Here is a 23794-nt window from a genome sequence, read left to right as displayed (position 1 = left end):
ACTAGAAGCATGGCAATTCGATTAGACGAAAACCCGTTTGACCTAGTAAAGGCATCCGATTTTTCTGCGGCTGAGATCCTTGATTATTGGGTTGATATCGCCGACGAACACGGAGGGCTGGTTAACTTCCTTCAACCTCGGCTTTTGATGCCGATGATTCTTGTTGGCGGTAAAGGCAGCGGCAAGACCCACTTGATGCGCTATTGCTCCGCACCGGTGCAAGCAGCCAGAGCGGGGAGCATAACCAATGCTGTTGTAAAAGACGGCTACCTCGGCATCTACGTCCGAGCCGAAGGGCTCAATTCGCAGAAATTTTCGGGCAAGAAGCAGACTGAAGACTTGTGGCTGGCGATCTTCAGCATGTATTTTGAGCTTTGGCTTGTTGCTACTTTTCTCGACGTACTCAAAAGCTGGCTCAAAGAAAACGAGGAATGCGACTACGACTCCAGCGGCTTGGTTTCGGACATCCACGAACTTTTTGACACCGATGTGAAGGGTGAATTTTCGACCATCGACGAGCTCATCGAATATGTCACACGGTTACGAAAGCATATTGACTATGCGGCTAACAACGTAGCGATCACGGGAACCATGGATCCGGTCGTAATATCTTTCTCGCCTGGAACTCTATTCTACGGTCTACCCCGAATAGTAGCGCAACGGATCCGTGAATTCGAGAAGACGGTGTTTGTCTATCTTATTGACGAGGCGGAAAATTTCACTGCCAGCCAACAACGATTCCTGAACAGCTTGATCCGATACCGATCGGGAAATGCCACGGTTAAGGTGGGCGCCAGATTGTATGGCATTCGAACATACGAAACTCTTGGATCAGGAGAACCCATCAAGCGGGGCTCGGAATACGCGCGCGTAGAACTCGACTCCTTCCTGCGTGATGAGTCATCAGCGTATGAAGTCTTTGTTGAAAAACTGGTAGCGAAGCGGCTTGACCAGGTTGGTCTAACATCGCGGCGTAACGGAGAACTCCGTGATTGCTTTCAGGAGCTAAACAAGACCAATTTCTATCAGAAACCGACGCTTGAGGCAGTTTCAGGTCGAGACAGAAAAGGCGCTGATAGAGTGCATATGGCAAAGCTACGGTCAAATCTTACAAAGGGGTTTGATGCACCACCGTCATGGGTGGAGCAAATCGTAACGTTGTTGACAATGAAGGATTATCCCCTACTCGAGAAAGTGAACATCCTGTTGCTATACCGAGCTTGGGCCGACACAACCGGGGAAATACGCGCGGCTGCAGAATCTATATCGGCGAAAGCAAAAGCCTTTTTGAATAATGGGAAGGTTGCCGCACCCGATTACGAAGATGTCCTAAGCCACTTTGGCTCCGATTTGCTCGCTCAGCTCTACAGAGAATGCGGAAAAACCATCCCTTACTGCGGGTGGGAACAGCTAGTTCATTTGTCACAAGGGATCCCGCGAAATCTACTTGGTATCCTGAAGCAAATCTACCGTCGCTCTTCGTTTGCAGGGGAGAAGCCATTCGCAGATGGCGTGATCAGCGTGGAATCTCAATCACTTGGTGTTCTCGACAGCGCGGCTTGGTTCTGGGAGGATGCACAGCCCACGGGAACAGGAGTAGATGTAAGGGAAGGAGTGGAGGCACTGGCCGTGCTCTTCCGAACCGTGCGATACAGCGACAAACCGAGCGAATGTGATATTGGGACGTTCAGCGTTGATGAAGAAAAATTAACCGAAAACGCGCGCAAAGTTCTTCAAACCTGCGAGAACTGGTCATACCTTATCAAAATTCAAGCCGGAAACAAAAACAAGAACTCGCACGCCGTCGATGCCAAGTACCAGCTTGGCCCTATGCTCGCCCCTAGGTGGGGGGTATCGATCCACAGGCGGGGAACGATTGAACTACAACAAGAACTCGCTAACGCGATCTTAGATCACACGAAGCGTGCCACGCTGGCGTCTCTGATGCGAGGGCGGGTACAAAACATGTTCATCGAAGTCTCGCGTAACGCCACCGTAAAACAACCCAAACTTCTGTGATCAATGATGTTGGAATTTTTGATTGATTCAAAGCGTCTTTTGTCGGTTGACGAGAAACAGCGTAATCGAGACGTTTTTATCTCCGCATATAACGACAATGAACGGGTGAAGTCTACATTCGACGAGGTCAGCGCTTCGCGGAAGTTTTGGTGGATCTTGCCCGATTACGGGTACAGCACCGATGAATATCCCGCAGCACCAGGCCCTGAATTAGTAGACTTGTTACCTGAGAATGAGGCTGAGCTGGTTATTGATGGCCTTCGTCGAAGCGGCTTGGCGGACCCAGATGTCAAGAGCGTATGCGTCGACATTACGGGCTTTCTGCACCCACATATCCTTTTGCTTTTGAAATATTTTAAAGCTAATCCGGTCGAAGAGCTTGAGTTCATATATACCGAACCTGGCCATTATTCGCGCAAGGTAGAAACGCGCTTTTCTCTAACAGAGACGGTCACCGTACGGCAAGTCGCTGGTTTTGAAGGATTGCACAATCCCGAGATGGATCATGACGTCGTCGTGATTGGTATCGGCTATGATCACAGCCTAATTGGCCAAGTAATAGCGAATAAGGAAAGCGCGCGGGTCGTGCAATTGCATTGCTTCCCCTCTTTGAGCGCAGACATGTACCAAGAGAGCATCTTACGGCTTGACCGCGTATCCGCTGTTTCCACCCAAAATGCAGTGGACCTCAATTTTTTCGCGACGGCGAACGACCCCTATGTTACGGCCGCCGTCTTAGACGAGGCGGTAACCCTGCTGAGCAGCAAACAACGAATATCTAACCTATATCTAAGCCCTTTATCTACAAAACCACAGGCTTTGGGGTTCGGGCTATATTACTTATCAAGATTAGAAGGTCGTGCTGCCAGCATGATCTATCCGTTCACGGAGAGGTACTCGCGCGAAACCAGTACGGGCGTGGGACGGGGTTGGGTTTATCCAATCGTTTTTAACTAGAAAACCTGCCATTCCCATAAACCTAATTTTCCTACTACAATACCCGGACAGCGCCCTGACCTAAGGCGTTCTCGCCACCATCCCTTCTAGGATGACCGGTCGCACAAATTCCACCTGAACTGCCAATTTCGACCGGATAGTCGGCGTAAGCAGGAAGGCTCAAAACACAGGCTCGAGGACTGGCTTACGTTGACCGAGTTTCGATAGGTTGACCGAATGGTCGATGAGACGTTCGATGACGGGCGCTGGACAACGCAAGGCAAACTGCAATGGTGCGAGTAAAAACCGGAGCTGCAGACCATAAAGAACGGCGACGGTACGGTTGTTGTCATCACCTAAAACCGAAGGCCAAAATCTATGTACGGCTTTTTTCTTGAACTTCACGCAGTATCAATCGAGCACCTTGCAGATCTTCGCTTCACCAAGGGAAGCGAGGTCCATAGAACTCTGGTGTCACTCTACGCGAGTATCCTTGAGCTAACCGACAGCGCCATCATTATTCGGGAGGCCGGGAAATACACCGGTATGGACATCCTGCTGCGGTCGGCTCTGGAAGCGCACGTTGACCTTATCAACCTTGCAAATGATGACAGTTATCTGCACGCCATGATGGCTGTCTACCACAAGGAATGGATCAAGCTGGCAGGTGATGGCGTGAAAGGTGATAACCCCTTCCTCGCCTATTTCAAGGACAACCCGGAAGCTCAAAAACAGCTTGCCTACCACGAGGCAGAGCTTGCGGCTTTCAAGCAGACCAGCGGCATTCCCAACATCTTGGAAAAGTTCAAAATGGCCGGGCTGGAAGACGTTTACCGGTCGATCTACAACAGCCTGTGTAACGACAGCCATAACAATATCCGGGTCCTTACCTCGCGCCACCTACGCGCTGATAAGGACCGCTTGGATCTGGTGATGTTTGACAAGCCGTCTCGTACCGATATCGCTGCAACAGTGGATTGCTTCATCGCCATTCTGCTGAAGTCCAACGAAATCGTGCACCACTATTTTAAATCGAAGGAGGAGGTGCGAGAGGTGTTGGCTTATTACGGGCGGTTCCGCGAAGAAAAAGGTCCTTCTTGGGTGGGCGACCTCGACGGCGATCAAGCTGGTTGAACTAAATAACTCCCCACGCCCGAAACCTCCCCCTCCCCGTCATCTCCCGCAGGCCCAGCTCCAACACAATCCGCCGCGCCGCCTGCGGCGTCACCTCGAGCGTCTTCGCCACCATTCCGGCCGACACGAGCGGCTTTGCCATCACCAACTCGACCAGTTCCGGCAGTTTTGAAGAAGTCCGGCGCCCGTCCAGCTTTCGGTCCATCATTGTCTTAGCCAGCGTCAGCCGGTCATGCTCTTTCATCCCGATTTCTGCACCGGCGATCAGACCGTGGGCGATGGCCAGCAGCCGGGTTTCCCGGTCGCGATGCCGGCGTCGATCGACGGGAATGGTTTTCAGGCCGAGATTGATCGCGGCGAGATGGACACCGCTGGTGATGCCAGCCTGGCGCAGGATGGAAGCGGCGAACAGCCGGCCGAGCCAGGGCGCATGTTGCAGCACCGACAATTCGTTCCAGGCATCAAGGGTGACGATCGCCTGCAGAACCGCCGGCAAGTCTTGGGTCTGTCTTAACACACCCCGCCATTCGTCGAGCCGTGCGTCCTCGTCCCAGTCGAGATCATACACCAGCGGATCTTTTTCCACCGCGTCGGCGCGACCGGACCGTGTTGCGATCTCGATCGCGGCCTCCGATCGGGCGAGCACCGCATCGATGGCGGCATAGTCGACGCCAGGAAGAGTTTCGATGTCGTCGGTGCCTTCCCCCTCCCCTTCCGGATCGCTTGCGACCGCGCGCCGGCCGGTACCGATCGCCTGGGCATCATCCGCATCGGCCGATGTGATCTCAGCGGTTTTGCGCAAGGTGCGAATGCCGTCGGCCGACAACGCCCACCCCGGCAGCTGCGCGGCGATGCGCCGGCGGGTGCGCAGCACGTCGCGGGCGATGGTCAGCTCGTGGGTGGGCGTGCGGATGTCGCGGGTGGCATCATGAAGGACCAAGTCTTCCAAGTGGACGAGTTCGCCGTCGATCCACAGCGAGGCGCAGGCGTCGGTGAAATGAGCGCGCTCGATCCAGCCCTGCCCAACCTGCGAACGGGCGATGCGCTCGTCGAGACGCGCGAGCGCGATGCCGGCGAGGAATGCCGGCTCCAAAAGGGTTGTCATGCTGATTCTAGCGAAATCGTAAGCCATTGAAATCATGGTAAATGATTTCCTAAAGGAACTCTATAAGAATATTACGGTTCCTCACATGATATGATTGTGGGTTGGTGTTTCAACCATCGATAACAAGCGTTTATCGATGGTAGATTGATTTTGGCCCGCAAATCGCGTGTCGGTCGCCCTGGATGACCGGAAAGCCCTGGTTTTCCGGCCTTTTTGGCAGATTTCGGCTAGGATCTGTGGAACGGTAGCTGCTCCGCGGGCCGCTTACGGCGGCACTAGCATTCGGCAATGATGCGGCTCCCGTCATCATTGTTCTTCTCAGCCGACCGTTCTTGCCCCTCTCCTCCTCCGATCTCCTTATTTTCAGGCATTTCCGCCACAGATGGCCGCCGGAGCGCGTTTCACGCTGGTTACGCCCGGATGCTCGTTCGACGTCGCATTTCGAGTCTGGTGGGGCTGCATTTACCCAATAAAACACGCTTGCAACTGGTCATTTTCTCACGCATTCCTTATTTGTACAAAGTACCTGAAAACCACGCGAGAAAACCATGGCAAAACGGCAAGCCGCCAATCCAGCGCCGGCCCCCAAACGTCTCATCGGCTATGCACGCGTCTCGACCGACGATCAGGTCCATGATGCGCAGATGGACGAGTTGCGCGCCGCTGGCTGCGAGCGAATTTTTCAAGAGCAGGGCTCCGGCGCATCGCGGTCGCGACCAGTTCTGACAAGGCTGCTCGGAGACCTCACCGCCGGCGACGTGCTGGTCGTCGTCCGGCTGGATCGCCTTGCCCGGTCTGTGAGCCACCTCCTGCAGGTGATCGAATATCTCGAAGAGCGAGGTGCCCATTTTCGCTCGATCCGCGATCCGATTGATACGTCCACGCCGCAGGGCATGTTTTCTCTCCAGGTCCTTGGAGCCGTCGCGCAGCTCGAACGAGCGTTGATCGCCGAGCGAACCAAGGCCGGTATTAAGGCGGCAATAGCCCGCGGCAGGCTGCCAGGCAATCCAGGCCTTAGGGAGAGGCGACCGGAAGCGATCAAGGCTGTGTCGACGGCGCGGCAAAAACTCTATATCGACGAGCTGATCTCCTCTGCCCAGACCTGGCTCCCGACTGTTCGGCAACTTCGCCCAAAACACAGCTGGGACAATGTCGTGCGGGTTCTCAATCGCCGAGGCCATGACTGGACGGTGGAGCGACTGCGTCGCGCCGTGCATCGCATGGTCCGCGAGAAGCTGGCCGACCCCGAGCTATTGGTTCGCTCTCCGCGCCGTGCGCCAGAAGATCACCTGATGAAGCTCGTTGCGGCGATTGCCATTGCCGATCCCGGCCTGTCGCTGCGCGACATTGCCAGCCAGCTTGATCAGATGGGAGAGCGACCGGCGCGCGGTGGACGCAAATGGCAGCCATCATCCGTTCGCAACCTGCTGGATGAGGCGCATCGGTTCGGCCTTATCCGTCATTGAGGGCCCGGAGCATCAACCTGCCGATTGCGCGATTTCTCGCCTTGCCTGATTTCGGCGGCAGAGAACTCCAGCCTTGGCTTTCGACAATACCGCGGGCGAGCTGTCGGTATTCGGTTTCGGAGCGGAGTTTCACGGCTGAAGTCATCTGCATTTGTGGAGGGGCTTGGAGATCTGGTGCGGTATGCCCGCGCTCGAATTGTCCAAAGGCGTTGCAAGCGGAAGACGGAAGTCGTGGCCTTTCATCGACTAGCCCGAAGAGCAGTTCTGTGATCGCTGCAATCGTCACTGCCCGCCATGCCGGTGAGAGGCTCATCAGCGGCGCAATGCCCGTGGATGCCGGCGGACGTCGGCCATAGGGTAGCGGCAGACCCAGCGCGGTGATGTAGGGGGCTCCGTCAGAAGTCCGCGCCCAGAAGAAGCGACTTGCCTTGGTGACAAGACCAAGCTCCGCTCCGCCTTTGGCGATAGCGTCGCGGATCACCTCAGCTACCTTGGTTATCTCAGCTTGATCGCGTCGCTGAAAACCCCGCGCCGAGACGACTGCCCCACAACAACGGCAAAACAGCCTGACAACACCGGCGGGTGTCTGCCGAAACTGAAACAAACCGCTGCGAAAACACCGACCACAGTTATTCTCGAGGCCAGTTCCATGCCGAGGGCAGACCACGGCTTCGACGCTTGCCCACGCTCGTCGACAATGATGGTCCCTCCCCTCGTCCGCGTCCTCATCAAGGCAGACCGGGCAGACGCCTCTATCCAAGGGATCACCCACAAAAGAGCTCTTGGGCCGCCTCGCGCTTTGCAGTGACAGTCGGTCCAGATCGCCTTCACGGATGCGACAGGCGCGTGCCCAAAGCCGAATTGCAGATTGATCGGGATGGAAGTCGCTGCTGAAGAAGTCTTGGTTTTGGCCGCCAGGCGTCCCGGATATCCAGCTTTCAACGCGCTGTGGCGAGGTGGAATAATGACTTGCGACCCTCCAGTGCCAACAACTGAGAAGTTCATCGTCAAAGGGACGAGGTGCGACGGGAAGGAGCCGCACCTGCCTCATTAGCTTGCCTGCCGCTGTAGGCGGCGTTCCGATCGTCGCGCCATAGCGACGAGTGGCAGCACGAGGTTGTCACTGTCGAAACTGTCCATTGTGATTGCCTCCGCCCCAGTCCGGACAGCTTCAACTGCAACGGTCTCGATAAGCCGAAAAATCCGGACAGTGACGCCGTCGGTCATGTCCAGCACCTTGCGCCGCACCGCCGCAGAGCCAAGCTGCGACGGCTCGCGCAGAGGGAGGATGCTCCTAAGGCTTGCAAGCAGTTGAGCAAGCTGCTGTGTATTGGACCAGCGCTTGAGATGAAAGGCCTCGAACCGCTCCGCAAGCTGCGGATCTGTCAACAACGCCTGGCGGGCCAGATCCGTGCCCGCGCAAATCAGCGGGACTTTCAGGTCATTTGCGAGAAAGCGAATGACATTGAGAAAGACCCGTTGCTGCCGATAGGTCCCAGTCAGCATGGCGTGGATCTCATCGATGATCAGCATCCGGACCCCCATCTTGCGCATCAAGGTGCGGCAAGTGTTCTTCAGACGGAACGTTGCATCTCCCACCGGACCAGGCGCGCTCATCGCACTGAGAAGCTCACCATAGACGTCGCGCTCAACTGGTTCGGCGGGCATTTGCATAGCAACGACGGGCATGGTCGTCACCCCGGTTCCGCGATCGAAAGTGGGTTGGTGGTCGCGAAGAAACTTTCGAATGATCTTGGTCTTTCCCATCCCGGTGTCGCCGTAGAGAAGCAGACATGGCATTCGATCCCGCGGCGGATAGGAGAGCAAATCCTCAAGCCGCGCCAACGCTGCCCTTGCATCGGCCGTTTCCAACCAACGATCTGCCCGGATCCAGGCGACCCGTTCTTCGATCCCCATGTCAGCATACTGTTGATAGGCCGGCTGCAGATGGCGGTATTCCGTCATGACCACTCCTCTACCGACAACGGAGACAGGTCGAGGAATTCGCTCTGATCGTCATCATCCGTCGTTCCGATCGTATGTCGCTCGGTCGCGGCCAACGCTCGCGCCTTCCTCTCCACTCCTCGACGCATGCTGCGTGTTTGACGACCAGCCATTTCAACGATCTGCCTCTGGGCTTCGATGGTCTCGAAAATCAGGTTTTCATCGACCGATTGCAGTCCACGAGCTCTCAACGCTGCCACCGTCTGTCGGTGCTCTCCAAGCGTGATCTGCGGCCGGCCGAGCTTTGCGAACCGAACCGGCCAGCTCTCACCATTCGGCGCGTCGACGAATACGCATGAAATATCCCTGGGATCATAGCGGACCCGCATTTTGCCCGGCCCGCCAGCCCAAGGGCTCAAGACATCATCCCAGTATTTCAGGCCGAATAGATGCAATCCGTCTCGGCGGATGACACGCTCCTCGAAGGGAAGAAAATCGAGGACAAAACGATGCTCGTGGTATGGGACTCGCAAAGGCTCGTGACGTGCAAGGATGGCGTCTTCCCAAGCCAGGCGAGGCGGAATCCGAAGAGCGCGATGAATGTCGGCATGATAGCGGCCAACAATTTCCAGGGTCAGCCAGCGCTCGAGCTCATCGAAAGTCATGACGGCATGCTTCTGGGGATCGTAATCGCCGCGGGATGCAACATCGCTTGACGTGGAGCCAGGCAGGAAATGAACGGCGCCCATCACAGTGCCTATAAGCCGCTCGATATGACCGCCGTAATGTGGTCGGGCAACCGGGCGGTGGATGAGATTGATGCCATGCTCAGCCGTGCCCCAGGCGACGGCCCTTCCCCGGAACTCCCGAGCATTATCCAGATGAATGGCGGTGGGTAGGCCACAGACTGGCCAATCCCCGACCACATTTTGCTCCGCAAGCCACGGCGTCTTCGGTAAAACCATGTGCCGGATGGCTAATGCGACGGACGTTGACGATGGATGTTCGAGGCTAAGATAAAAGCCAGCCACCATGCGGCTGGCGACGTCGATCGCAAGCGTCAGCCAGGGACGCTGCAATGGCTGGCGGTTCACCGCATCGACGACGAAAAGGTCGACCAGGGTATGATCGATCTGCACGATCTCCATCGCGTGCTCTGCCGAATATTCACCGACTACGGCGGAGAAGCGCTGACGTGCGGCCGGCGCGCCCTCCCGGCCTTTGGTCAGCTTTTTCCGGTCGGCCTGATCGATGCGAACCTTCACTGCCTTACACGAGGGGGACGGCAGGTTTCGCTCGCGGCAAACCAATCGAACATGGTCGTGGACGGCGGTGATTGTCGGGCGCTCGCGGCGGCAATAGATCTCCTGGATAGCGCACGCGACAGCCGCTTCTTGTTCTGGAGATAGAAGCCGCCTACCCTTCTCTAGGCCGGGCCTCTCGTTTAACAGCGAACTGGTGACCGGCTTTCGTCGGAATTGGCTGAGTAGCTGATAGAATCTCGATGGTCTGAGACCCAGTTGCCGGCAGGCAAACGCTCTCTCCGCAGCGTTCAGAATACCTACGAAAGCGAGCGAACGAATGACCGCCTCGCGAGCCACGGCCTTTTGCCAAGCCATCTCGCTGCTGAGCACACTGTCGGGTGTCTGCGCCACTGAGACCTCCCAACCGACAAATCGGCTTGGCCACTTCAATCGCTGCTCAGCTCAGAATGCTCGCTGACCGTGACAACTCGAAGACACTGCGTCTTGACGAAACGTCCTGTGAGGAAGGACCGCAGGCGCTCCCCGTTCGGGTCGGGCGCCTCCTTCCGTTTCCAGCTTCCTCTCAGTCGAGTCCTTCTCCTCAGAGCCTTTCGTAGGTCACGCGCCAGCCTTCCTTGGGATCGGCGGGCTTGATTGTGAGCTGATCGTCATCGACCTCGAACCTCCGCTCCATGCGCTGACCGATGAGATTTCGGACAAGAGACGATTCCACCATGATGGCAAACGTCTTTTTGGCTTCGTCGACTTCCACCGGGCCGTAGTACGCCTCATATCCGTTCGCCGTATAGGGCGTCGGTTCCGCGGCGGCGTCCGGGTTCATCGCCTGGACGGAGAGCGTTCCGCCTTGCGAGAAGATGACCTGGCCTGAATAGGGGATTTCGGTCTGCTTGCCGCTCGCGTCGGTGACATGTAGCGACGTCATGCGCCACGTCCCCGTTATAGCAGACTTGCTGTCATCGGCGAAGGCGGGAGAGGACGCGGCCAGCGTCAGTGCCATAAGTGTGATCATGAAGTTTTTCATTCGATTGGTCCTCTTCGGATGGTGGCGTGGATAATTCAAATCCGTTCGATCCGCACGGGGTATGCGCCGCGAACGAGCAGAGGCTCGAAGCCCCCGTCGAAGCGGCCGAGACGGATCAGCCCGTCCCAGCGGTAGTCGTCGTAGAACAGGGCGAGATTGCCCCATGGCTTGAAGTAGCAGAGGTCGCCGGGCCGCTCGTTTCCGAACGGGCCGCTGCCTTCCTCGGTCAGCTTCCGCGGCAGACGGACGATCTTCTCGTTCCCCCCAAAATCCTCGATCCTGAGGTCCAGAGGAAGGATCGAGGCGAAATCGCGCGCTGATGGATTGTCGTAAAGCGCGGCCGTCAGCGACAGGTCGTTAAAGGTCATTCTGATCTTGACGTCGGTCGGCTCGTGACTGGCGGGATCGCGGCCGTCCTGCCCACGTACCGCAAAGGGCAAAGTCGCGGCCGCCAGAGCGCCACCTACGATCCCCCGCCGGGTCATAGCCAAGGTGTTTGTCGCCATGATGCGGGTCCTGTTAAACTGGTTGCGCCGTGGGCCGGAACAGGATTTCGTTGATATCGACATCGTCTGGCTCGTTTACCGCGAAGGCGACCGTCCGGGCGAAGGTGTCCGCACCCACGGCGATCTTGCTCACGAACTCCTTCGTGCCTGCCTGGATATCCTTCTCGCTGATATGATCGAGAAGCTCGGTGCTGACGGCTCCGGGCGAGATGATGGTCGTCCGGATGTTGTAAGGCTTCACCTCCTTGCGCAGCCCTTCGGAGAGTGCGCGGACGGCGAACTTGGTGGCGCAGTAGACAGCGGCACCCGGATCGACGACATGCCCGTAGACCGAGGAAACGTTGATGATGTGTCCGGACTTCCGCGCCTTCATATGCGGCAGCGCGGCGGCGATGCCGTAGAGCACGCCCTTGATGTTGACGTCGATCATGCGGTCCCACTCGTCCACCTTGAGACGTTCGAGCGGGGCAAGCGGCATCAGGCCCGCATTGTTCAGCATGACGTCGATGCGGCCGAATTCGCTCACCGCCGTGTCCACCAGCTTGCTAACCTGCTGCCTGTCCGTGACATCTGTCTGGACCGCCCTGGCCTTGTAGCCCTTTGCGGTGAGTTCGTCGGCCAGTGCATCGATGCGGTCACGCCGCCGGGCACCGAGCACCACAGTGGCACCTCGCTCGGCGAGATGGCGTGCCGTAGCTTCTCCCAGTCCGCTGCTCGCGCCGGTGATGACGACGACTTTATTTTCGATTCCTTGAGTCATGATGTTCTCCTGTTCGAGATTGTTGAGAGGTCAAACGCGGCGGCCGGCGAGCGCTCCGAACGCGGCGGAGCCCGCAAGAAGGAGGGCGGCCAGAAGGAAAGCGCTCCACCAGCCTGCGATGTCGAAAAGAACGCCGCCTGCAAACGCCCCGCCTGCAATGGCCAACTGGATCAGAGCGACCTGGATACCGCCCGCCGCTTCTAGTTCATCGGGGACCAGCCTCGCCATCCAAGTGTTCCAGGCCACCGGGGTCGGGGTCGAGAAGAATCCCCAGAGCACGAGAAGGACCGCGGTGGCCCACGGTGAAGACCCGAAGCCGATCAGCAGGAGAGCGATCAGGGCGACCGTGCCCGGCAGACCAATAAGCGCGGCGGTCAGGTGTCGGCGCAGAACGAAGCCGATCAGGGAGGTCCCGGCCAAACCGCCGAGTCCGACACCCAGAAGCATCAGCGAGAGCGTGTTGAGATTCACCCCGGTGACACCTTCGAGAAACGGACGCAGATAGATCGAAAGCGCGTTCATCCCCATGAAGACGAGACCCGTCGCCGCCATGCCGATCAGGAAGGCGGGGTTCCGCAAGAGGCGCAACATCCGGCCGACCGACACGGTTTCCGTCGCAGGCATCTTCGGCAGAACGGGAAATTGCCAGATCAGGGCGACGAGACCGATCGGAACCGTGATCAGAAAGGTGCCGCGCCAGCCGATCAGCCCGCCGAGAAAGCTGCCAATAGGGGCGGCGATAACGATGGCGAGCGCGGTGCCTCCCTGAAGCAGAGCGATCGCCTTCGGCAGGTCCGACTTCGAAGCCAGACGCGCGAGGATCGCCGTCGACAGCGACCAGAAGCCGCCGATCGCGACGCCGACAAGAGCCCGACCCGCGAGAAAGACGGTGAAGTTGGGAGCGAGGGCGACCGTCAGACTGGAGAGGACCAGAACCCCGGTGTAGAAAAGGATGACTGCCTTCCTGTCCCATTTCGACAGAAAGCCGTTGCCGAAGAGGCTAGTGATTACAGCGAAGACGCCCGAGACGGTGATGGCCATCCCGGCCTGTCCTTCCGATACCGATAGTTCTCGGGCGATCGGAGTCAGGAGGCTGACCGGCAGGAACTCCAATCCGACCAGAAGAAAGGTCAGGAGCGACAAGCAGGTCACTGCCGCCCATGGGGTTTCTACGGTTTCGGCCGAGATTGCGTCATTCGCTGTCAGTTCAATGGCCATTCAGGGCTCTCCTTTGCGGTTGCCAAAACAAATAGCCAAAGGGGGTTAGATAGACTAGAAGGTATAATCTGCATGTTGAGGTGAAGGAGATTCAACAATGCGGCGGGATGAGTTCACCGAGATGAGAGCATTCTTGGAAGTTGCCAAGGAGCGGAGCTTCACGCGCGCTGCCGCCAAGCTTGGCCTCACACGCTCGGCCCTCAGTCACACAGTCAGCGCGCTGGAAGAGCGGCTGGGCATTCGGCTTCTTTCCCGCACCACGCGAGACGTGGCTCCGACGACTGCAGGCGAACGTCTCATGGAAAGCATCCAGCCGCACTTCGAGAGCATCGCCGCGGGTATCAACGCGATCAGCGCGCTGCGCGACAAGCCGTCTGGTGAGGTCCGGATCGTCTGCCCGGACGATGCAGTCGAGCTAGTGTTCCGCCGCCGCCTTTCAGCATTTCTGCGGGACTTCTCCGACGTGACGGTAGAAATCATTGTCGACAACGGATTCACCAACATTGTCGAGCGACAGTTCGACGCTGGCGTTCGTCTTGGCGAGGCCGTCGCCCGGGACATGGTGGCCGTGCGTATCGGACCCGACGTGTCATATTCCGTCGTTGCCTCGCCCGACTATCTGGAGCGGCACGGGCCGCCGGCAATCCCGCAGGACCTGACAGGTCACAACTGCGTCAACCTTCGCCTTCCAACGTCCGGAGGGCTATATGCCTGGGAGTTCGAGCGCAACGGTCGTGAATTCAGCGTTCGGGTGGAGGGACAGCTCACCTTGAGTAACATCGCACCCGCGATAGACGCTGCATTGGACGGTATCGGTCTTGCCTATGTGCCCACGGACCTCGTCGTACGACATGTCGAGCGTGGGCGGCTGCGGCAGGTGCTCTCGGACTGGTGTCCGACCTTCCAGGGCTACCATCTCTATTATCCGAGCCGGCGCAATCCTTCGCCAGCCTTCTCGGCGTTCGTCGATGCGTTCAGGCATAGACAGCGGAAATAGCGTTAGGTCTCACAGGCCGATCTCTCCTGTTGGCGCATTCAGGCCAACCGAGAAGATTCCGGTGATCCTGAAAGGCTATAAGCGCTACCAACACAATGAGATTGATTCCGCTCAATCAAGCCATTCGACAACCGAGAATCGGGGCCAATCACGGCCCTGGAGGCCGCCGAAACCTGCGATTTTGGAGCGCCCGTGGCCAAACCCAAGAAAACCCAAACTCCCGTCGAGCGCCGCGCCGAAGAGCTCGACACCATCGCCGCCGTGCTGCCGATCGAGCGCCGCGACGAACTGGCCGAACTGCTCACCGACCAGGATGTCGAGACGCTGCGGCATCTCGTCAACCAGGGCATGGGCGACAACACGCTGCGGGCCCTGGCCTCGGATCTTGCCTATCTCGAAGCCTGGGGGATGGCGGCGACCGGACAAACCCTGCCGTGGCCGGCGCCCGAGGCGCTGCTGTTGAAATTCGTCGCCCACCACCTCTGGGACCCACAACGCCGCGACACCGATCCCGATCACTGCATGCCGAAAAACGTCGACGAGAACCTCCGGCGCCAGGGCTTTTTGAAATCGGTCGGCCCGCATGCGCCGGCGACGGTGCGGTGGCGGCTGGCCAACTGGTCGACGCTGACCAGATGGCGCGGTTTTGACGGCGCCTTCGCCTCCCCTGCCCTCAAATCAGCCATTCGGCTGGCGATTCGAGCCGCGCCAAGACAACGTCTTCGCAAGAGCGCCAAGGCGGTCACCGGTGACGTGCTGGCCAAACTGCTGGCGACCTGCGCGACCGACAGCCTGCGCGATCTGCGCGACCGGGCGATGCGGATGGTTGCCTTTGCCTCCGGCGGCCGAAGGCGCAGCGAGATCGCCGGTCTGCGGATCGAACAGTTGACCGTCGAACCGCCGATCCCGGTCGAAAACGGCGCCCCCCTCCCCTCGCTCGCCATCCATCTCGGCCGCACCAAGACCAGCAGTGGCGAAGAGGACGACGTCGTCTATCTGACCGGCCGGCCGGTCGAGGCGCTGAATGACTGGATGACGGCGGCGAAGATCGACAGCGGCAGCGTGTTTCGGGCAATAGGGCGCTGGGGGACTGTTTCGCGGCGGGCGCTCGATCCGCAGTCGGTCAATGCGATCCTGAAGCAGCGGGCGGAAATGGCCGGGTTGGAGCCGGGGGAGTTTTCGGCGCACGGGCTACGGTCAGGGTATCTTACGGAGGCGGCCAATCGTGGCGTCCCCCTTCCCGAAGCCATGGAGCAATCGCGACATCGATCCGTGCAGCAAGCGTCAAGCTACTACAATAGCGCCACACGGCGAACCGGAAGAGCAGCGCGGCTCCTACCGTAAGGGTCACGGCATGAAACGGCACAGATATGCTGACGATGGACAAGACGTGCGGGAGCGATCGGCCGAGACGGTCGAGCTTCCAAACCACAGCGTGTCGCCTTCCTTCAGCCAGGCGAGACACGTCTTGAAACCGGGCCGATCGTCCCGAGCCGCCGAGCCTTTGCTCTGTATCTCAATTGTTGTCGCGAAGAGAGGAAGTGTCCCGGATAGGCGGGTTGCCAAACAGGCGCCGATATTCACGATTGAATTGCGTGGCACTTTCGTAACCGACCAAAAGCGCAGCCGTCGCGGCGTCGATCCGTTCGGTCAGCAGCAGGCGGCGGGCCTCGTGAAGGCGGATGTGCTTTTGGAACTGAAGCGGGCTCATCCGGGTGATGCCGCTGAAATGATGGTGGAAGGTTGAGACACCCATGGCAGCCATCTCGGCCAGCTCCTCGACCCGCACCGAGCGCGCATGGTTTTCCCGGAGCCAGGCGATCACCCCACCGATCCGGTTACACCGCGTTCCCAGCATCGTGATCCCCCGCAACCACGCGCCGGCGGGGCTGAGCAACAAGCGGTAGGTCACCTCGCGCATCAGCAATGGGCTCATAAACGGTATGTCCTTGGGCCGGTCCGCCAAGGCCTCTAACCGAATGACGGCGTCGAGCAGATCAGCGGTTACAGCGCCGAGCGCCAGCGGTGTGCGCACCGCGTCATTGGTAAGTCCATGACTGTCGATGTCGGCGGCGACCTCCTGTGCGATCGGCAAATCCAGCTTGAGCATGATCGACAGGAACGGGCGGCCCGGACTTGCCTCGATGACCTGAGACATTGTCGGCAGATCGACGGACGTCAACAGGAACCGGTCCGGATCATATTCGATCCGGTCCGCGCCGAGAATCACGCGCTTGCGGCCTTGAACCGGAAGTGCGAGGCTCGGCTCATAAAGGGCTGAAACCGCTTCGCTCGGGCTGTCGCGGCGGACAAGCAATAGGCCGGAAACGGGGGAAACATGTTCGCCATCGCCTGGCAGAACTTTGCTGATCCTGAGCGCCAGCGTCGATCGTTGGTGATTTAGGCGATACTCGTCGCCGTCGTTCGGTGAATGAGGAGGCAATGTCGTTAGAAGCATGGCGACAGAATGACTCCTGCCAGCCGAGCAGACAAGCGATATCGGCCTGATCAAGAGAAATGGGCAATCATTCGGAAGGATCGGGCTAACTGGTCCTGACGAGTGAAGCGTAGGAAGGCTCCATACCAGCCACCACCACCACGGACAAGTTCGGTGCAAACTATAGGTTACGCCGCTCAAAGCGCAGAAAGCGGCCTTGCACCATGGCGGTTCGCTAGTCGTCGATGGCGGGATGACGATCAAGCAACCTCAGTCTCGTTTCGATGACGAAGCGATACTGATCACGAATGTTCGTCAATCCCGCCAGCAAATACCCCGAAAAATGGAAACGAACACCGTCGCCGGATTTCTATCAGAAAAAGGATATAGAATGCAAAAGCGCAAGTTGGGCCGCCATGGTCCGGAAGTCTCTGCCATTGGTTACGGCGCCATGGGCTTTCATCTGGCGTACGGCTCTGCCGACGAAGAGGCCGGGCTGGCGACAATCCGTCGTGCCTACGATCTTGGCGTAACGTTCTTCGATACGGCCGAGCTTTATGGCTGGGGTGACAACGAGAAATTCATCGGCCGTGCCGTCAAAGACTTTCGCGATGACGTGGTGTTGGCGACCAAGTTCGGCTTTACCCCCTCATGGGAGGCTGACAGCCGGCCCGCGCACATTCGCGAAGTTACCGAAAACAGCCTGCGCTATCTGGGTGTCGATCATATCGATGTGCTCTACCAGCACCGGGTTGATCCGAACGAGCCGATCGAAGATGTGGCCGGCACGGTCAAGGACCTGATCGCCGAGGGCAAGGTCAAGCATTTCGGATTAAGTGAAGCTGGTCCCCAGACGATCCGCAAGGCTCATGCCGTGCAGGAAGTGGCGATGCTTCAGACCGAGTATTCGGTGTTTGAGCGCAATGTTGAAGTTCTGTTCCCGATCATTCGCGAGCTTGGTATAGGCTTCGTCCCGTATTCACCGCTTGGCCGTGGTTTTCTGACAGGTGCGGTCAAGCCTGCCGCCGAACTCGAAGAGAGTGATATGCGCCGGGGCGATCCGCGCTGGCAGCCCGGCAATTTCGAAAAGAATGTCGAAGCCGTCCGCCAGTTGAAAGCGCTTGCTGCGTCGAAGGGCGCCACCGTTTCGCAATTGGCGCTCGCCTGGTTGCTCGCTCAGGGCAACGACATCGTGCCGATCCCGGGCTCTCGCAAAGCGGAGCGCGTCGCGGAAAACGTCGGTGCCGCCGATCTGGTGCTGACGGCGGAAGACCTGGCCAAGATCAAGGAAATCCTGCCTGAAGGCGGTTTTGGCGAGCGCTATGCCAAAGAATTCGCGCCGACCTGGATCTGACCGCGCCTTGCGGATCATGTCCATGCCGGCCCAGCCCACACCGGCAAGTTCGGATCATTCCCCCAAATCATTACGAAAGAAAAAGCATGTCTCTCACCAATTACCGCGCCCTTGGCCGATCCGGCCTTATCGTCAGTCCCCTGGCGTTGGGCACGATGACCTTCGGCACCGATGTGTGGGGTGCGGACGAGGCCGGCTCGCGCGCCATCTTCGATCACTACCGCGATGCCGGCGGCAATTTCATCGACACCGCGGATATCTATAGCGGTGGCGAAAGCGAAAAGCTGGTCGGCAAGTTCATCGCCGACAGCGGCTCACGCGACGAAATCGTGCTTTCGACGAAGTTCGCCTTCAACGCGTCGGCCAATCCGACGTCGGGCGTGCACGTCGCAGGCGGCAACCCGAACGCAGGCGGCGCGGGCGCGAAAAACATCCACCGCGCGCTCGACGCCTCGCTGAAACGGCTCGGCACCGACTACATCGACCTGTACTGGATGCATATCTGGGATCAGGTTACGCCGGTCGAGGAGATCGTCCAGACGCTCGGCGACCTCGTACGCTCAGGCAAGATCCGCTATTACGGTTTGTCAGACATGCCGGCCTGGGTAGCAATGAAAGCAGCCACGATCGCGGCGGAACGGCGGGTGCCAGGCCCGATCGCGATGCAGCTCGAATATTCGCTAGTCGCGCGCGACGTGGAGAGCGAGCACTTCCCGGTAGCGCGCGAGGCCGGGATGGGTGTGATGCCATGGAGCCCGCTGGCCGGCGGTTTTCTCTCCGGAAAATACCGGCGAGAGGATCGTGCGGGCAAGGGTCGGCTCAGCGGCGCCAATCCGCTTGGCGACACCAAGTTTACCGAGCGCAACTGGACCATCCTCGAAACGCTGGAACAGGTGGCAGCGGAACTGGAACGGCCGATGGCGGAAGTCGCGCTGGCATGGACCCTGGTTCACGAGGGGGTCGGATCAACACTGGTGGGCGTCAGCAAGGTCTCGCAGCTCGAAAGCAACATCGCCGCCACCGACCTCCGTATCGCCGGTGCGCATCTCGAACGACTAAACCATGCGAGTGCGCCCGCGATCGGGTTTACGTCCGGTCTCGGCTCACCGATGATCCGTCGCATGGTCTTCGGTGGTTACGATGTCTTGGGATGGGGTGAGTAAGCAGCCCGGACCGCAAGTCCGCGCGACCCTAAATGCCTCAAGGTTCAACGGTGCATCGAGCCGTTCTATGCGTCATCGTCGCACTCTTGCCTCGGTGACGCATTGAGTGACGCCGAGAATTGAAGATGAGACAAGCGGGTCACAGAAAAAGCAGCTTCCGCCGTTTACCGTTAACAGAGCCTCCATCGGGAATCATCTCAGCAAAATCGGTTTGGCCCACGAAACCCTGACAGCTGTCAGGGTTTTACCTGCTGGCAATCTCCCACCACCGGTCTCATCCTGCCTCACTGAGCAGGCCGATCAGCATCGGTCACGCCGAAAATTGGCCCCGCTCCGGCTTATTCTTGCGTTGAGATCCCAAACGACACTCGGTCCGAAGCTTGAAACCCTGACAGCTGGCAGGTTTTTTCATTGTGGCTTACCCAGCTTTGCGGCCGGCATCGCCGTTCACCCTCAACAGTGCCATCAGCATCGGTCCAAGCGAAAACTCCCCTCGCCGCGCCCTGGCCGTCAAATCCCTGAGATAGCCGCCGGCCGAATTGATATGACCCGCCTTTTCGAGAATGCATGCCATCGTCGCGGCCGCATTCTCGGGGCCCATCGCTTCGCAGGCATCCTCATAGGCGCTCGGACTGACGCCGAGCATCGATCGGACAACGACTGCCGCGCTCATCAATTCACGCCAGCTCGAGATCGCGCCACCCGGACCATACATTGCGATCTGCGGGCAGGCTTGTAGCACCATACCCAACTGATACACCTTTATCGACTCCCGCCTGGTCAACGGCTCTGCCTCGAATTTCGCGCCCTGCTCATTTCTGGAGCTAGGTTCAAGTTCATAGATGGATTCGGTGTTTGAATTCTGTATGTGACGATCAAAATGGACATCATTGGTGTCCATTTTCTCAGAATTGAACTGAATTTCCAGCAGATTGAGGATCTCCGACTGCAACATCTCCATTTCCTCGAGGAGAGCCTCCAAGTCGCCGATCACAGGCGTGCGAGGGATACGCCCCACTAAGTCGACATACATAAACTCGATCATTCCCCAATCACCTGAAGCGCCCTCTTCCATAGCTGCAGAAATGAGTTTGCGGACATCGCGCCTGCAAATGGACAATGTCTCCTTCACGCGACGAAACCGTGCGCGCTCGGAAGCGACTTGTTGCGCCATCAAGGCGAGTTCTTCGGCGCGAGCGAGCAAGGGTGATAGATCGAAGCCGTAGGCATCTTCGATCTCGCCCGACCTATCCTTGCGGGCGTAGCGCTTTCCGTTAGCACTATCCTTGCGAATGATTAGGCCTGCGTCCACGAGGGCTGACAAATGACGACGCAAGGTCGTGCCGGTGATGCCATGCGCACGCACCGAAAGCTGTGCATTGGATGGGAACACGATCATCGCGCGGTCTTGCGACAGTTCGCTTTCCGGATAGAAGGTTAGCAACGCATCCAGGACGGCCAAGGCCCGGTCCTGAATTCCGAGCAAAGCCCTCGCCTCAGATGCGTCGCGAAACACTTTCCATTTATCCGCCGTCTTGCCGGATCCGATTTCAGCCGTAGCAAATTGCCTTTTGACTAAGGCAAGCGTCATCGGCCGCCGCCCGAAAGGCGTCGTCACATTTCCAATCTGCATTTTCTTTCCCTCAAAGAGGCAAAAGAACACCACCCACCAAATTAAGGTGCCAAAGACTCTTGACTGGGATTCGGGGAAATGCGATTCTCTAGTTGTCACACAGAGAGAGAGGCTTCCACGACGGCAACGTTTGGGGGCCTTTTTCTTTTGCTTCGCTTCCTTTCGTTAGTAATTTCAAAAACCCTGACAGCTGTCAGGGTTTTTCGTTGTCCAATTGGCGAGTGAACTGCTCAGCTAGAGTAGGCAATTGCTTCTCGACATATTTTATGAACTCGACTCCGAGCGCCCCCTCCGCCGAAATCCGAACTTCCTTAGCCGAGGCAACGATCGCTCCGAGCTTTCTGCCTTGGGCGTTGGAAATCGAAGTAGGCTCCCGGCGCGACGGCGTCCGGGGTGTGATCGTGCTCAAGGCGAGCTGAAACCGCTGATTGGAGGTTCCAGGAAGATCGCCCTTCTTCGAGAGGACTAGTCGGATGACTTCCAGCGCATTCGGTTCGTGAGTGATCATCTTGGCGAGATCGAGCCAACGTGGTCGCCCAATCTTGGGCGCACGCCCAATCGCTTCAATAACGTCGGTGGGAACAGATCGATAGACGCTCCTCATTCGAGCTAACTCGGCGTCCTCGATCGACAGAGCCGCGTAGATATCCCGCGGCCTGATGCCTGCGTCATCCATGCGGGAGGCAAACAATGCGCGTTCGATCCAAGTCAGGTCTTGACGGTTAGCATTTTCGATACCCTGAGCAACAACCAGGTCGAGATCCGATATGCTCACCTCGATGGCACGAACCGGGCGGCCAAGCGCCTTTGCTGCAAGCCAGCGCCGATGGCCATAGACAATCTGGTAGCGCCCAGGCTCTGATGGATGCTTGCGAACCTGAACCGGTACCTTCTGGCCTTCAGTCTCTATCGAGTGTTTAAACGCCTCAAACTCGCTCGCGTCGTCCTCCGGAAGACGGTCCGGATAGGGAGATGGATCGATGAAAGAGGTGTCCAACTCTTGGACAGCGCCAACGCCGGCCGCGAGAAACGCTTTTAACTGGTCTCGCTCGGCCCGGATGTCGTCTATGGCCCGGTGAGCTGCACCAATGACGCCCGCCCCGACGCGGTTGCCCGGCCCCGGGGAGGGGACTGTTGCTAATGATTGCACGTCAGGGACCTGAGTGCTTTCCAGCTCGGCAGAAAGCAGCCCGAAGCTCGCGACGATCGACTTGCGAGGGGCCTTGCTCATTCCCGCCCCCAACTCGAATTGATCAAGTGAACAATCGCTTCGTTCACTGCGTCAACGGCCTCGCGGGCACGCTTGTGTGTATCGCGGCCTATCTGACCCATCTCAAGCTCATAAATTGATCTTTTGGCGAGCCCAGCCGCTTCAACAGCGGTACTTTCGATTGCTGTCGGGAGCAGGACGTCAGACCCGAAAAGATGGCGCATCATGGCAACCACTTGCGACTGGGGAGCATCATTCGGATCATGTCGTGTCACCAGATACCGGATGAAATCCTGATCGAGTTGGGCGCCGCTTTCATTAAGGACGCTGATCAGGTCGCCCATCATGAGGAGAAACTGGCTCATCGATGCGACATCCAACATCGCGGGATGAACAGTGATAATCATACTCGTCGCGGCGTAAATTGCGCTAAGCGTCAGAAAGCCCAGTGACGGCGGCGTGTCCAGGAGTACGACGTCGTAGTCTGCTTCAACGTCGGCAAGAGCGAGCTTAAGCCGCTCGAAAAAAATTGCCCCGGAACTCGATTTGTTCGCCAAGACACGAGGTGTCTCGTGCTCGTATTCCATGACCTCAAGGTTTCCAGGAATAAGGTCGACACCATCGAAGTATGTTTTCCGAATAATGTCACGGATCGGCCGTCTCTCGGCCTCGTCGTAGCGCAACGCCGCGTAGATCGTCTCATTGGCTCCGACATCCATCTCTGGCTGGGCTCCGAAGAGGGTCGAAAGCGAGGCCTGAGGATCGAGGTCGAGCGCGAGTACACGATAGCCGTGGAGCGCCAGATAGTGAGCAAGATGCACGCAGGTCGTGGTTTTGGCGCTACCACCCTTGAAATTTGCAATCGCAAGCACCTGCAAATGCTCGCCCGCCCGGCGACGGGGGAGGAAGCGCAGCGCCTCAGCGGGCTTCTGATTTGCAAATAGTTCACGTAACTCATTGATCTGAGCGAGCGTATAGACCCGGTGATTGTTTTCGAGCCTACTCGGGCTCGGGCCGCGCCCCTCGCTCGACATCAATTTCAGTGTTGAATCGGGAATAGATGTTAGCTTGGAAACCTCGTTCGTAAGAAACTGCCGCAGCATTTTTTCCGACTTCGGCGGATACATGCGTGTTCTAAGCTGCTGCAGTTGCACAGACAATAGGCTAGCGTGGCGCGTGATCTTGCTGCCAGCGTCCTCCTTGGAGGTAACCACCGATTCAACTCGTTTTGCTATCGCCATCTGTCCCTCTTGGCGGGTTAATACCGGTTTACCGGCCATTGCCCGCCAAAACATAGAACACGATTCTCCCATAGCGTCCAGAGATTTAGGGTTAACAAGTGGTTAACAACTTCGAATAAGGGCTGAAGGGATCTTTGCTTAAGATCCTAATTTTACATCGTTTTGGATAAAAAAGGTAACTTGCGCGACGATACCACTACTCATACTTTTAATAGTAACTGCACGCGATATTCACCTTAGGGAAAGAGCAATCGCAGAGCGTGAGAGAATCACCGTCGACGCTCTTCCGGGCAGCTCGTAGATCACACGCCATTCGCCTGAATTTCTCGTCGCCATCTGATTTGCCGGCCTTGCCATTTCGCCGCTGTTGTCTTTTCTCTCCTTG

The 23794-nt window shown here is 58.0% G+C and carries 20 protein-coding genes and 1 pseudogene; 8 read left to right on the top strand and 13 right to left on the bottom strand.

What is annotated here, in order from left to right:
* Positions 1-9: 9 nt before the first annotated feature.
* The 3 genes from AB4Z52_RS23980 (at position 10) to AB4Z52_RS23970 (ending at position 4089) form a co-directional block, all read left to right on the top strand.
* Positions 10-2019 carry an ORC-CDC6 family AAA ATPase gene (locus AB4Z52_RS23980; protein ID WP_442220397.1) on the top strand — a complete coding sequence of 670 codons (2010 nt, stop codon included), beginning with the start codon at positions 10-12 and terminating at the stop codon, positions 2017-2019.
* 6 nt (positions 2020-2025) lie between these two features.
* Positions 2026-2976, top strand: coding sequence for a hypothetical protein (locus tag AB4Z52_RS23975; protein WP_442220396.1), 951 nt, complete (start codon positions 2026-2028; stop codon positions 2974-2976).
* Between the two features lie 357 nt (positions 2977-3333).
* A complete protein-coding gene (locus AB4Z52_RS23970) occupies positions 3334-4089 on the top strand; it encodes a DUF5677 domain-containing protein (RefSeq protein WP_442220395.1) in 756 nt (251 codons plus the stop codon).
* Between the two features lies 1 nt (position 4090).
* Here the strand turns inward: AB4Z52_RS23970 and AB4Z52_RS23965 are convergent, their stop codons facing one another.
* Positions 4091-5230, bottom strand: a complete 1140-nt coding sequence (locus AB4Z52_RS23965; RefSeq protein WP_442220394.1) for an RHE_PE00001 family protein — start codon at positions 5228-5230, stop codon at positions 4091-4093.
* A 512-nt stretch (positions 5231-5742) separates the two neighbouring features.
* Here AB4Z52_RS23965 and AB4Z52_RS23960 point away from each other — a divergent pair.
* Positions 5743-6660, top strand: coding sequence for a recombinase family protein (locus AB4Z52_RS23960; protein ID WP_442220393.1), 918 nt, complete (start codon positions 5743-5745; stop codon positions 6658-6660).
* Here the strand turns inward: AB4Z52_RS23960 and AB4Z52_RS23955 are convergent.
* From AB4Z52_RS23955 to AB4Z52_RS23920, 8 genes and pseudogenes are all read right to left on the bottom strand, one after another.
* Positions 6647-7141, bottom strand: a complete 495-nt coding sequence (locus AB4Z52_RS23955; RefSeq protein WP_442220426.1) for a hypothetical protein — start codon at positions 7139-7141, stop codon at positions 6647-6649. The two genes, AB4Z52_RS23960 and AB4Z52_RS23955, sit on opposite strands and share 14 nt — an antisense overlap.
* A 168-nt stretch (positions 7142-7309) precedes the next feature.
* Positions 7310-7711 (bottom strand): annotated as a pseudogene (locus AB4Z52_RS23950) (TniQ family protein); the annotation flags it as partial.
* Positions 7711-8625: a TniB family NTP-binding protein gene (locus AB4Z52_RS23945; RefSeq protein WP_442220392.1), complete on the bottom strand. Its 915-nt coding sequence runs from the start codon at positions 8623-8625 to the stop codon at positions 7711-7713. The gene AB4Z52_RS23945 and the pseudogene AB4Z52_RS23950, both read right to left, overlap by 1 nt.
* Positions 8622-10259, bottom strand: coding sequence for a Mu transposase C-terminal domain-containing protein (locus AB4Z52_RS23940; RefSeq protein WP_442220391.1), 1638 nt, complete (start codon positions 10257-10259; stop codon positions 8622-8624). Before AB4Z52_RS23940 ends, AB4Z52_RS23945 begins: the two co-directional genes overlap by 4 nt.
* Positions 10260-10449: 190 nt before the next feature.
* On the bottom strand, positions 10450-10878 hold the full coding sequence (locus AB4Z52_RS23935) for a lipocalin-like domain-containing protein (RefSeq protein WP_442220390.1): 429 nt from the start codon (positions 10876-10878) through the stop codon (positions 10450-10452).
* A gap of 47 nt (positions 10879-10925) precedes the next feature.
* Positions 10926-11396, bottom strand: coding sequence for a cyclophilin-like fold protein (locus tag AB4Z52_RS23930; protein ID WP_442220389.1), 471 nt, complete (start codon positions 11394-11396; stop codon positions 10926-10928).
* A gap of 13 nt (positions 11397-11409) precedes the next feature.
* Positions 11410-12156, bottom strand: a complete 747-nt coding sequence (locus tag AB4Z52_RS23925; protein ID WP_442220388.1) for an SDR family oxidoreductase — start codon at positions 12154-12156, stop codon at positions 11410-11412.
* A 30-nt stretch (positions 12157-12186) separates the two neighbouring features.
* Positions 12187-13374 (bottom strand): MFS transporter, encoded by a 1188-nt coding sequence (locus AB4Z52_RS23920; protein ID WP_442220387.1) that lies wholly within the window; start codon positions 13372-13374, stop codon positions 12187-12189.
* A gap of 97 nt (positions 13375-13471) precedes the next feature.
* Between AB4Z52_RS23920 and AB4Z52_RS23915 the strand changes: the two genes are divergently transcribed.
* Positions 13472-14371: a LysR family transcriptional regulator gene (locus AB4Z52_RS23915; protein WP_442220386.1), complete on the top strand. Its 900-nt coding sequence runs from the start codon at positions 13472-13474 to the stop codon at positions 14369-14371.
* 192 nt (positions 14372-14563) lie between these two features.
* Positions 14564-15715: a site-specific integrase gene (locus AB4Z52_RS23910; protein WP_442220385.1), complete on the top strand. Its 1152-nt coding sequence runs from the start codon at positions 14564-14566 to the stop codon at positions 15713-15715.
* A 172-nt stretch (positions 15716-15887) separates the two neighbouring features.
* Here the strand turns inward: AB4Z52_RS23910 and AB4Z52_RS23905 are convergent, their stop codons facing one another.
* Entirely contained in the window at positions 15888-16829 is a 942-nt protein-coding gene (locus AB4Z52_RS23905; RefSeq protein ID WP_442220384.1) for an AraC family transcriptional regulator N-terminal domain-containing protein, read from the bottom strand.
* A 370-nt stretch (positions 16830-17199) separates the two neighbouring features.
* On the opposite strand from AB4Z52_RS23905, the gene AB4Z52_RS23900 reads away from it, so the two are divergent.
* Together AB4Z52_RS23900 and AB4Z52_RS23895 are read left to right on the top strand one after the other, a co-directional pair.
* The gene (locus AB4Z52_RS23900; protein ID WP_442220383.1) at positions 17200-18162 is read left to right on the top strand and encodes an aldo/keto reductase; all 963 of its coding nucleotides are present in this window, start codon (positions 17200-17202) and stop codon (positions 18160-18162) included.
* Between the two features lie 86 nt (positions 18163-18248).
* The gene (locus AB4Z52_RS23895; RefSeq protein WP_442220382.1) at positions 18249-19325 is read left to right on the top strand and encodes an aldo/keto reductase; all 1077 of its coding nucleotides are present in this window, start codon (positions 18249-18251) and stop codon (positions 19323-19325) included.
* Positions 19326-19743: 418 nt separating this feature from the next.
* Here AB4Z52_RS23895 and repC read toward each other — a convergent pair whose 3' ends face one another.
* The 3 genes from repC to repA form a co-directional block, all read right to left on the bottom strand.
* On the bottom strand, positions 19744-20958 hold the full coding sequence (repC, locus tag AB4Z52_RS23890) for a plasmid replication protein RepC (RefSeq protein WP_442220381.1): 1215 nt from the start codon (positions 20956-20958) through the stop codon (positions 19744-19746).
* Positions 20959-21151: 193 nt separating this feature from the next.
* On the bottom strand, positions 21152-22189 hold the full coding sequence (gene repB / locus AB4Z52_RS23885; protein WP_442220380.1) for a plasmid partitioning protein RepB: 1038 nt from the start codon (positions 22187-22189) through the stop codon (positions 21152-21154).
* Positions 22186-23448, bottom strand: a complete 1263-nt coding sequence (gene repA, locus AB4Z52_RS23880; protein WP_442220425.1) for a plasmid partitioning protein RepA — start codon at positions 23446-23448, stop codon at positions 22186-22188. The genes repB and repA overlap by 4 nt, the downstream gene beginning before the upstream one ends.
* Positions 23449-23794 lie beyond the last annotated feature (346 nt).

It is taken from the genome of Rhizobium sp. 2YAF20 (genome assembly GCF_052114685.1).
Classification (GTDB): Bacteria; Pseudomonadota; Alphaproteobacteria; order Rhizobiales; family Rhizobiaceae; genus Rhizobium.
Note: the sequence above shows the minus strand (reverse complement) of the source record. Positions and strands in the feature narration are given on the sequence as shown.

Excerpts from the sequence above, each read along its gene's own strand:
- AB4Z52_RS23920 (WP_442220387.1), bottom strand. The coding sequence starts at position 13,374 with ATGGCCATTGAACTGACAGCGAATGACGCAATCTCGGCCGAAACCGTA.
- AB4Z52_RS23935 (WP_442220390.1), bottom strand. The coding sequence starts at position 10,878 with ATGATCACACTTATGGCACTGACGCTGGCCGCGTCCTCTCCCGCCTTC.
- AB4Z52_RS23915 (WP_442220386.1), top strand. The coding sequence starts at position 13,472 with ATGCGGCGGGATGAGTTCACCGAGATGAGAGCATTCTTGGAAGTTGCC.
- AB4Z52_RS23925 (WP_442220388.1), bottom strand. The coding sequence starts at position 12,156 with ATGACTCAAGGAATCGAAAATAAAGTCGTCGTCATCACCGGCGCGAGC.
- AB4Z52_RS23945 (WP_442220392.1), bottom strand. The coding sequence starts at position 8,625 with ATGACGGAATACCGCCATCTGCAGCCGGCCTATCAACAGTATGCTGAC.
- AB4Z52_RS23960 (WP_442220393.1), top strand. The coding sequence starts at position 5,743 with ATGGCAAAACGGCAAGCCGCCAATCCAGCGCCGGCCCCCAAACGTCTC.
- repA (WP_442220425.1), bottom strand. The coding sequence starts at position 23,448 with ATGGCCGGTAAACCGGTATTAACCCGCCAAGAGGGACAGATGGCGATA.
- AB4Z52_RS23975 (WP_442220396.1), top strand. The coding sequence starts at position 2,026 with ATGTTGGAATTTTTGATTGATTCAAAGCGTCTTTTGTCGGTTGACGAG.
- repB (WP_442220380.1), bottom strand. The coding sequence starts at position 22,189 with ATGAGCAAGGCCCCTCGCAAGTCGATCGTCGCGAGCTTCGGGCTGCTT.
- AB4Z52_RS23930 (WP_442220389.1), bottom strand. The coding sequence starts at position 11,396 with ATGGCGACAAACACCTTGGCTATGACCCGGCGGGGGATCGTAGGTGGC.
- AB4Z52_RS23895 (WP_442220382.1), top strand. The coding sequence starts at position 18,249 with ATGTCTCTCACCAATTACCGCGCCCTTGGCCGATCCGGCCTTATCGTC.
- repC (WP_442220381.1), bottom strand. The coding sequence starts at position 20,958 with ATGCAGATTGGAAATGTGACGACGCCTTTCGGGCGGCGGCCGATGACG.
- AB4Z52_RS23965 (WP_442220394.1), bottom strand. The coding sequence starts at position 5,230 with ATGATTTCAATGGCTTACGATTTCGCTAGAATCAGCATGACAACCCTT.
- AB4Z52_RS23980 (WP_442220397.1), top strand. The coding sequence starts at position 10 with ATGGCAATTCGATTAGACGAAAACCCGTTTGACCTAGTAAAGGCATCC.
- AB4Z52_RS23905 (WP_442220384.1), bottom strand. The coding sequence starts at position 16,829 with ATGCTTCTAACGACATTGCCTCCTCATTCACCGAACGACGGCGACGAG.
- AB4Z52_RS23900 (WP_442220383.1), top strand. The coding sequence starts at position 17,200 with ATGCAAAAGCGCAAGTTGGGCCGCCATGGTCCGGAAGTCTCTGCCATT.
- AB4Z52_RS23970 (WP_442220395.1), top strand. The coding sequence starts at position 3,334 with ATGTACGGCTTTTTTCTTGAACTTCACGCAGTATCAATCGAGCACCTT.